General features: G+C 61.6%; 5 protein-coding genes. 3 read left to right on the top strand and 2 right to left on the bottom strand.

The window, feature by feature from the left end; genetic code table 11:
- Positions 1-85: 85 nt before the first annotated feature.
- Positions 86-514: a hydrogenase maturation nickel metallochaperone HypA gene (locus DXD48_RS07105; protein WP_117564560.1), complete on the bottom strand. Its 429-nt coding sequence runs from the start codon at positions 512-514 to the stop codon at positions 86-88.
- A 195-nt stretch (positions 515-709) separates the two neighbouring features.
- Complete coding sequence (locus DXD48_RS07100) at positions 710-3,487, bottom strand: FAD-dependent oxidoreductase (protein ID WP_199407919.1); 2,778 nt, start codon at positions 3,485-3,487, stop codon at positions 710-712.
- Between the two features lie 189 nt (positions 3,488-3,676).
- Here DXD48_RS07100 and DXD48_RS07095 point away from each other — a divergent pair, with 189 nt between their 5' ends.
- From DXD48_RS07095 to DXD48_RS07085, 3 genes are all read left to right on the top strand, one after another.
- Positions 3,677-4,339, top strand: a complete 663-nt coding sequence (locus tag DXD48_RS07095; protein ID WP_117564559.1) for a TetR/AcrR family transcriptional regulator — start codon at positions 3,677-3,679, stop codon at positions 4,337-4,339.
- A gap of 63 nt (positions 4,340-4,402) precedes the next feature.
- On the top strand, positions 4,403-5,410 hold the full coding sequence (locus tag DXD48_RS07090; RefSeq protein WP_117564558.1) for a DUF5692 family protein: 1,008 nt from the start codon (positions 4,403-4,405) through the stop codon (positions 5,408-5,410).
- A gap of 254 nt (positions 5,411-5,664) precedes the next feature.
- Entirely contained in the window at positions 5,665-7,161 is a 1,497-nt protein-coding gene (locus tag DXD48_RS07085; RefSeq protein WP_147324156.1) for a hypothetical protein, read from the top strand.
- Positions 7,162-7,248 lie beyond the last annotated feature (87 nt).

Genomic DNA, 7,248 nt, shown 5'->3' with positions numbered 1-7,248 from the left:
CCCGAGACGGGCCCGGGCTGACAATTTCGACTGTAATGGACGTTCTTTTACGACTAGTCGTTTAAGAACGTCCCCAATGTCTAAGTTAGGCGATATGGAGGGGGTTGGCGGCGTCGACGGCATCGGGGGCGTCGGAGAGGTCGCCAGGAGCAGTGTCTGCCGGGTCCTCGTCGGGGGTCTCGATCTGCTTGATCATGACCTCCTGGCCCTGCAACAGGTATGTCTCGCCGCTGCCGCAATGGGGGCAGGTCTTGCCGTGCTCGACCGTCGCGTAGTCGCAGCCGCACGCCTCGCAATGCGTCACGGCCTCGACGGGCTCCACGATAAGCTCCGCGCCCTGCGTGATAGGCTTTTTATCCGCCGCCCAGCGCCAAGCGTCGAGCAACAAGTCGGGAACGACGCCCGAGACCTCGCCCAGCAGCAACGTCACGCTCGAAACGCGACGCACGCCATTGGCGCGCGCCACATTCTCAACATCGCGAATGATGTGGTAAACGATTCCCAATTCATGCAAGATAAAACCTTTCGACAGAGGTCGATGCGATGTCAATTCAACGTCAGCGAGCGGCGCCCAGGTACCCCAGGTTGCCCCGAAACAAGGCGTCCGCTGGGCTTTTGCCCGCGGCGCCGCAGTTGAGGGGCAAGATGGGGTACCTGGGTGCCGCGCAGCGTCGGCAGTTCCGCCGTTCGTTAGAACGGCGGAACCTCATTACTTCTTCCCGAATTTGATCTTAATGGCGCGCTTGAGCGCGTACTTGCCCAGGCTTGGGAGCTTTTGCTCGTATTTGACCATCGTTGAGCACTCGGGGCGGTCGCGATCCAGATGGATGGCGTCGAACGCGCACTTGGTGGTGCACAGACCGCAGCCAATACACTTGTTGGGGTCGACGATCGAGGCGCCGCAGCCCAGGCAGCGAGCGGTCTCGGCGCGCACCTGTTCCTCGGTAAAGGTCTCGACGTACTCGCTAAACGGCGCGGCCTTCTCGCGTTCGCGGTCCACATGCGCAACCTCGCGGCTCGCGTTGTCGTAGCTTTCGATCACGGCATCGTCGCGGTCAAGCGCGGTGTAGCGGCGCTGGTTGCGGCCGATGGTGAGCGTGGAGCCCGGCTGCACAAAGCGATGGATGGACACCGCGGCCTCGTGACCGGCGGCAATGGCATCGATGGCAAAGCTGGGGCCAGTGTAGACGTCGCCGCCCACAAAGATGTCGGGCTCGGCGGTCTGGTACGTCTGCGGATCGGCAAGGGCACCCTGGCCGCGGCCGAGCTCCACCTTGGAGCCAGCCAGCAGGTCGCCCCACACAATGGACTGGCCAATGGACATGACGACACGGTCGGCATCGACACGGCGCAAGTCGTTCTCGTCATACTCGGGCGCAAAACGGCCCTCGTCGTCAAAGACACGCGTGCAGCGCTTGAAGGTGATACCGCACACACGACCGGCCTCGTCCAGGTGAATCTCCTTGGGGCCCCAGCCGCAGCTAATGTGCGCGCCGTCCTCAATGGCCTCGCGACGCTCCTCCTCGCTGGCAGGCATCTGGGCCTCGCTCTCCAGGCAGAACATCTCAACGTGCTCGGAACCCAGACGGCAGGCGTTGCGCGCGACGTCGATGGCCACGTTGCCGCCGCCCACCACGATGGTGCGCCCGGGCAGCGCGTCGATCTTGCCGCTGTTAACCTCGCGAAGGAAGTCGACGGCCACGGTCACATCCTCGGCATCCTCGCCCGGAATGCCGGCAAGGCGGCCGCCCTGGCAGCCAATGGCCACGTAGAAGGCCTTAAAGCCCTGCGCGCGCAGCTCGTCGAGCGTCACGTCGCGACCGACTTCCACGCCATAGCGGAACTCGGCACCCATCAGGCGAATGACCTCGACCTCGGCCTCGATAACATCCTTCTGCAGCTTAAAGCTGGGAATGCCGTAGGTGAGCATGCCGCCCGGGCGCTCGTTTTTCTCGAACACGACGGGCTTGTAGCCCTTCTCGGCCAGATAGAAGGCGCAGGACAGACCGGCCGGACCGGCGCCGATGATGGCGATCTTCTGGTCGAAGCCGCCGGCACGCGTCGGGGTCACCACAGGTGGGACATAGCGAGTCGCGGCATCCAGATCGCGCTGGGCGATAAACTTCTTGACCTCGTCGATAGCCACGGCGGCGTCCACACGGCCGCGGGTGCAGGCATCCTCGCAGCGGCGGTTGCACACACGGCCGCAGATAGCGGGCAGCGGGTTCTCGCGCTTGATGAGCGCCAGAGCCTCGTCGCAGCGGCCCTGCGCCGCGAGCTTCAAATAGCCCTGAACGGCAACGTGCGCGGGGCAGGCCGTCTTGCAGGGCGCGGTGCCGGACTCATGCGTCTCGATACGGTTGTCGTTGCGGTAGTTGGGCGACCACTTGGTGTGGTCCCACTTGGTGGCATCGGGCAGCTCCTGGCGCGGATACTCGGGCACCTGTCCGCCAGCCTTTTTGCTACAGAGCTTCTGGCCCAGTTTGGCGGCGCCGGCCGGACACACCTCAACGCAGCGACCGCAGGCAACGCACTTGTCCTTCTCGACCTTGGCGACGTAGGCCGAGCGCGACAGGTTGGGCGTGTTGAACAGCTGCGAAGTGCGCAGGGCGTAGCACACGTTGACGTTGCAGTTGCAGATGGCGAAGATTTTGTTCTCACCGTCGATGTTGGTGATCTGGTGCACAAAGCCGTTGTCCTCGGCCTGGCGCAGGATGTCGTAGACCTCCTCGCGCGTCACATAATGGCCGCGGTCGGTCTCGACCACGTAGTCGGCCATATCGCCCACGGCGATGCACCAATCGGCCGGGTCGTCGGCGCAGCCCTCTCCCATCACGCGACGGCTCGCGCGGCAGCTGCAGGTGCTAGCGGCATACTTACCTTCGTATTTGTCGAGCCAATGCTCGATATGCTCGATCGGCACCGAGGTGCTCGCGGCATCGATGGCCTTCTCGACCGGAATGACATGCATGCCGATGCCGGCACCGCCGGGCGGCACCATCGGCGTGGCCTTGGACAGCGGTCCCTTGGACGCCTGCTCAAAGAACTTGGCATAGACCGGATGCTCCTCGAGCTGGCTCACGCGCATGTTGAGGAACTCGGCGGAACCCGGCACCAGCATGGGCAGCACCCACTGCTTGGCGCGATCGGGGTTTTCCCAGTTGTACTCGAGCAGACCCGTGTAGCTCATGTCGTCGAGCATTTTTTCGATATCGGCCTCGGGCATGCCGGTGAGCTTGACCATCTCGGGCAGCGTATAGGGACGGCGCATCTTCATCTTGCAGAGCACTTCGGCCTGCTCGTCGGTTGCGGCCTCGGCAAACGACCAGTACTCGTAGCCCAGCAGCTCGTCGCGGTGCAGCAGGCGGTTGGTGCAGTGCTCACACAGTTTGACGATGGCCTCGCGCGGATGCTCCGGTATCGGCGGCACGAACTCCGCGCCGATATCGGGCTCGGTATAGCTAATCCCCGGTCCGTTGAGAATCATAGTCGTCCCTTCTCTTGCCACAGCCCGGCGAGACCGCAGCGCCCCTCTTTTTTTGCAGGCCGGGCATGCCCCCATGCCTTTCACCCGCCATTGTTGACATTGTGTCAAAAATAGTATTGACGAACCGTCAACAATATTCAAGACTGTTAGGCGAACGGTCAGGCAAAAGAGGATGAAAGGCGGCAAAACATGGGCAACAACGCAGCAGATATCCCTGTGGTCGATGCCGTCCCCGCATCCGATAGCGCGGCAAAACGCCTGACGGGCGACGAGCGCCGTCGCGAGATCCTCGCCGCTGTGCGCGCCGTGAGCGCCGAGCTTGGTGTGTCCCATCTTTCGGTATCGGCCGTGACCAAGCGGGCTGGCTGCACGCGTTCGCTGTTCTACCACTACTTTGCCGATATGGATGCCGCCGTCACCGCCGTTATGGACGAGGCAATCGACGGCTTTATCGCCGAGCTCGAGCAGTGGAACGCCAGCCGCACGGTTGGCGACATCGAAGGCGCACTCGACACCGTTGCTCCGCTCTTTAGGCGCCTGGTCGTGAGCGGCCACGAGTTGCCGAGCACGCTCACCTCGAGCAGCGGCGCGCTCTACGGCGGCTTTTTGCACAACGTGGTCCAGCGCGTGGCGCAGTATATCTGCGATACCACCGTGGTGGATTTTGTCGCCCATCACGAGCTACGCATCGACCATGTCTACGAGACGTTCTACACCCTCATCATGGGGCTGCTGATGTATATCCGCACGCACCCCGATGTGCCCGACGAGACAGTCAAGGAAATCATCGCCTCGACGCTCCATATCGAGGGCTATACCGCCAAGTATCAGGAGCGCAAGCCCCAGAACTGACGACATTTGGCCAAACTGCCCGCGATCAGAAGAGGGGCCGCGGGCTTGTGAAAGGAGAGCAGCATGCTGTTCGATGTTTGGGGTAGCAATACCCTTATCCACTGGGCCGGCTGGGCCATGGTCTTTATTGGCCTGATCGTGCTCAACGAGGTCGGCCGCCGCACCAAGCTGGGCGCGGCCATCATCTTTGGCGTGGCTCCGCTGGCCATGACCATCTACTGCGTCGCTATCGCCATCGGCGTCTCACAGGGTGCCGAGTGGGCGCTCACCAACCCCACCCATGTGTACCAGAACAGCTGGTTCCACTACGCCAAGGTATACGCGGCGCTGGCCGGTTGCTGGGGCTTCATTGCCATTAAGTACCAGTGGGGCAAGATCGGCAAGGCGCATTGGTTCCGCGCGTGGCCGTTTGTGATCGTCGCCATCAACATCATGATCGCCGTCGTGTCCGACTTTGAGAGCGCCTATCACTTCTTTGTCCTGGGCGAGTCCACCTGGGTCACCTCCGAGGGCGCCACGCAGCTCGCCGGCTGGAACAACGTGTTCAACGGCATCGCCGGTATCATCAACATCTTCTGCATGACCGGTTGGTGGAGTGTCTACGCCTCTGAGGACAAGACCGACATGCTGTGGCCCGACATGACCTGGGTCTACATCATCGCCTACGATATCTGGAACTTCTGCTACACCTACAACTGCCTGCCCACCCACTCCTGGTTCTGCGGCTTTGCGCTGCTGCTGGCGCCCACCGTCGCCGCCTTTATCTGGAACAAGGGCGGCTGGATCCAGAATCGCGCCTTTACGCTTGCCATTTGGTGCATGTTTGCCCAGGTGTTCCCCTACTTCCAGGAGGAGTCCATCTTTGTAACCCACTCCACGCTCGACCCCAGTGCCGCTACCGCGGTCTCGATCGCCGCACTGGTCGCCAACATCGCCGCGATCATCTACATCGCCTACCGTGCCAAGAAGCTCGGCCGCAATCCCTACAAGCAGGATGTCTTTGAGGGCACCAGCGATTGGGAGAAGGCTACCGCCCGCCGCGCCAAGGTTGATTACGCTCACGCCGAGTAACATGTTTATTCCGTCCACATTTGAATGTAGGCAAACTTAGCCGATACCGCAATCGCGCGTCATGCGCAGCCCCGGAAAGCGATTCGCCCGCTTTCCGGGGCTTTTTGTTGTTGCACGCATTCACGCACATATTCCATTCGCACACACATTCAAAACCTCTCGCACAGATAAAATCAGATTTCCGATCGCCTGACAGCTCTATATGACCTTGTTTTTGGGTACATTGTTGTCCCGATATTGAGCTTGGGGGATATATGAAAGATGAGACGATGGGCCAAGAGGATGCGACCCAAGATGCAGAAGCTTGCGCTGAGGCCTTGGAGAGCTTAGACCGGATTTCACTCGATGAGATTGCGTTTGACGATTCGGGCGTTGATGTGCAGGATGAGCTGGAAGCCGAGGCGCAGTCCGATGATCAGGATGCAGACGACGTTGAGCCTGCCGAAGATGAGGCAGGTCACGAAGGTACCGAAAGCGAGGCCGGCAATCAGCCCGAATCCGACACGGGCGAGGAAACCGTCTTGCTCGACAGCTTGCCGGCCGAGGATTCGCTGACCCGCGAGCTTCCTGGCCTGGGTTCCGCACCAGCCGTGGACGAGACCATCGCCATGGGCGATATTCCCCTGCCGTCCGTTCCCTCGGCACGCGAGGCCGAGGTTCGCCATCGCAAGATGTCGCCCAAGCGCCGCAATCTGATGGTCGCCGGTGTCGTGGCCGTCGCGCTCGTCGCCGGTGGTGCAGGCTATGCTGCCTGGAACGGATATCAGCAAGAGCAGGCTGCCGCTGTCGCCGCCAATGCCCACACGATGATGTCGGTGCAGATTGGCGTACATGCCGCGGGGCTCGACTGTTCCACCGGCTCCAAGATTCCCGTACAGGTAAGTGGCCAGGATTCTGACGGATCCTCCGTAAGCGAAACACTCTATGTTGACGAGCACGGCCGTGGCATCAAACTACTACCCGGTGACTACACGCTCTCCATCGCTGCCTCCCCCATCGCGGCCGACGGCACCATCTATACCGTCCCGACCACCAAGACGCAGGTCACCGTTAAGAGCGATGGACAGGATTTAAGTGCCCAGGTCACCTTTAAGCTCAAGGTGCCTTCGGCCGACACGGTAACCGACGACCAGATCGATGCCGCCGCCAAATATGCCGAGGAGGGAGGCGCGAGCTCCTCCGCCACCGCCAAGGTGCTCCAGCAGGTGGCAACCGCGCGGCGCGACGCCGCCGTCAATGCCGTGAGCGCGCAAAAGGCACAGGCGGCCCGTGATGCCGACGCCCGTCACAAGGCAACCGACCTCTACCAGCTCGATATCCCCGTCGAGTGGTACGGCAAGGTCGAGACTTGGCAAAATGGCAGCACGCTATGCATCTATCTTGCCGGCGACAGCGATACGCCGATTGTGACGCTCGTCGCGGTGCGCGAGGGCGAGAGCTTTACGCCCGATGAAGGCGATACGGTTTTGGGTGCGGCCAACCTAGGCAACGGTTATACCGTCTACGCCAGCGGCCCCGCCTATCCGTACGTGGTGCCCCAGACCATCAACGGACGGACGCAGAATCCCGTGTCGACCTACCCCATGGACACGGCCATTGAGCTTGTCGAGCTCACGACCGGCAACCGCTACACCTATAGCCAGATCAAGAACGTACTGGTCGGCAAAGACGGCAAGGCCGACGCTGCGACCAAACTAGAGACCGACTACCTCGCCCAGATTCTCCTGCCGAGCATCAAAGCCCAGGACTAGCCGCCCACAACCCAGAGCAGTCTTTTTGAGACGGGGGCTTTTAGCTACCCCGTCCCAAATCTTGATTAGCAGATAAGCAAGATTGAT

It is taken from the genome of Collinsella sp. TM05-37, assembly GCF_003436455.1.
Lineage (GTDB): Bacteria > Actinomycetota > Coriobacteriia > Coriobacteriales > Coriobacteriaceae > Collinsella.
The sequence above is the reverse complement of the archived record's forward strand: the minus strand, read 5'-3'. Positions and strand labels throughout refer to the sequence as shown.